This window comes from Arhodomonas sp. KWT, assembly GCF_010993615.1.
Genome location: NZ_WNXE01000311.1, coordinates 1 through 2,287, shown reverse-complemented (window position 1 = coordinate 2,287; position 2,287 = coordinate 1). Strand labels below are relative to the sequence as shown.

5 protein-coding genes are annotated in these 2,287 nt (G+C 73.1%); all 5 read right to left on the bottom strand.

The features are described 5' to 3' along the window. On the bottom strand, positions 1-470 hold a 470-nt coding region (locus G7A99_RS18295; RefSeq protein ID WP_163142874.1), incomplete at its 3' end, for an amidohydrolase family protein. After that, positions 467-775, bottom strand: coding sequence for an urease subunit beta (locus G7A99_RS18290; RefSeq protein ID WP_163142871.1), 309 nt, complete (start codon positions 773-775; stop codon positions 467-469). The genes G7A99_RS18295 and G7A99_RS18290, both read right to left, overlap by 4 nt. A 25-nt stretch (positions 776-800) precedes the next feature. Further along, on the bottom strand, positions 801-1,103 hold the full coding sequence (locus G7A99_RS18285) for an urease subunit gamma (RefSeq protein ID WP_018719153.1): 303 nt from the start codon (positions 1,101-1,103) through the stop codon (positions 801-803). Between the two features lie 3 nt (positions 1,104-1,106). Then, a complete protein-coding gene (locus G7A99_RS18280) occupies positions 1,107-1,937 on the bottom strand; it encodes an urease accessory protein UreD (protein WP_163142868.1) in 831 nt (276 codons plus the stop codon). Continuing rightward, a partial coding sequence (locus G7A99_RS18275; protein WP_205599914.1) for a HupE/UreJ family protein occupies positions 1,934-2,287 on the bottom strand: 354 nt, incomplete at its 5' end. The genes G7A99_RS18275 and G7A99_RS18280, both read right to left, overlap by 4 nt.

Below are 2,287 nucleotides of genomic sequence, written 5' to 3'. Positions count from 1 at the left end.
CCGCCGAGCATGGTGGTGACCCCGGACATCAGCGCCTCCTCCACCAGCTGCGGGCAGACGAAGTGGATGTGCGCGTCGATGCCGCCGGCGGTGACGATGCTGCCCTCGGCGGCGATCACCTCGGTGCCCGGGCCGACGACGATGTCCACGCCGGGCTGGGTGTCCGGATTGCCGGCCTTGCCGATCCCGGCGATGCGCCCGTCGCGGATGCCGATGTCCGCCTTGACCACGCCCCAGTGATCGAGGATCAGGGCGTTGGTGATCACCAGGTCGACGACCTCGGCACCGCTGCGCTGACTCTGGCCCATGCCGTCGCGGATGACCTTGCCGCCGCCGAACTTCACCTCGTCGCCGTAGACGGTGTGGTCGCGCTCGACCTCGATGACCAGGTCGGTGTCGCCGAGGCGCACCCGGTCGCCGGTGGTGGGCCCGTACATCTGGGCGTAGGCGTCACGTTCTATGCGCGTCATTTCACCGCCCCCATGACCTCACCGCGGAACCCCACCACGCGGCGCTCGCCGGCATAGGCCACCAGGGTGACCGTGCGCGACTGCCCGGGCTCGAAGCGCACCGCGGTCCCCGCCGGGATGTCCAGCCGGAAGCCGAGCGCCTGGTCCCGGTCGAAGGACAGTGTCGGGTTGGTCTCGTGGAAGTGGTAGTGCGAGCCGACCTGCACGGGCCGGTCGCCGGTATTGGCCACGCTCAGGGTACGCCGCTCGCGGCCCTGGTTGAGTTCGATCCCGCCGTCGGCGGGGATGATCTCGCCTGGAATCATTGCCGGTCTCCTCTCCCGCGCGGGCTCAGCTGATCGGGTCGTGGACGGTCACCAGCTTGGTGCCGTCGGGGAATGTCGCCTCCACCTGCACCTCCCGCAGCATCTCGGGGATGCCGTCCATCACCTGGTCGCGGGTGAGCAGCCGCGTGCCCTCGCTCATCAGCTCGGCGACGCTGCGCCCGTCACGGGCGCCCTCGACAATGGCGTTGGCGATGTAGGCCATCGATTCCGGGTAGTTCAGGCGCACGCCCCGGGCGAGCCGCCGTTCCGCCACCATCGCGGCGGTGGCGAGCATCAGCTTGTCCTTCTCACGGGGTGTCAGTTCCACGTCTCAGGTCCTCCAGATCCGGGGTTCACAGGCCGGGCGATCCAGCAGCCGGGGACGCAGCGCCGCCCAGGCCGCGCGCAGCAGGGCGAAGGCCGCCTCGGCACCGTCACCGATCCAGCGCAGCACCAGCACGTCGTCGAGCCGGGTCACGCCCGCGACGGCGTCGGCGGGCAGCAGCTCGCGCACCGCGGTCACTGCGGCGTCGTCGGCGCCGGTGGCGAGCAGGATGGCGGTGGCCTCGGCACCCCCGAGCCCCCAGGGCGCGGAGAGCAGACCGCTGCCGGCGGCCAGGTCGTTGCGTTCGTGCAGCAGCGGCCGGCCATCCCGGTGGATGCGCAGCCGGGCGTCGAAGCGGCCGCTGACGAAGGGCAGCGCCCCCGCCGGCCGGCCCAGGCAGGTCACCTCCCAGCCGATGAAGCGGGCATCGCCGGCGAGCTCCACCGCCAGCGTCGCCTCCGCCTGGGCGCCGTCGAAGACGATCTGCTCCAGCGGCAGCCATTCCAGGGTGCCGCCGTCGGCGACCCGCAGGGTCTGGCGCTGGCAGGCCACCGGCCCGCCACTGCGATAGAACTTGTTCGCCCCCGGTGTCGTGATCAGGGCATGGGCGTCACCGGCCACGTCCACCGTGGTGTTGAGCCGGTCCCCGCCGACCACCCCGCCCGGCGGGTGCAGGATGTAGCTGTGGCACACGCCGGGCTCCGGGTGGAATGCCTTCTGAACCCGCAGCGGCCCGAAGTGGCGCCGATGCACCGGGATGGTTCGCGAACCATCCCGGCCGAAACCCAGCTCCAGCCCGGCGCGCCATCCCGGTGCACTGGCCGGCGCCGCGCTCACGCCAGCAGGCCCACCAGGGCCACGGCGCCGAAGGCGGCGGTCGCGCCGCCCGCCAGCCGCAGGCCGATGCCGGCCGCCGGCAGGCGCTGCGCAGCGATGCCGGCGAGCACGCCAAGGGCGTGCAGGACCGCGGTCGCCAGGACCATGCCGGCGCCGAAGGCGAGCCAGGCGGTGCCGCCGCCGGCCTCCGCCCCGTGGGCATGGCCGTGGGCCACGGCGAACAGCGCGGTGATCACGACGGCCATCCCCAGCGGCAGGCGCCGCCCGGCGGCCAGGCAGACACCGAAGAACACCAGCGAGCCGGCGATGCCCCACTCGGCCAGCGCGGCAGCCCCGTAGCCCGCGCCGAG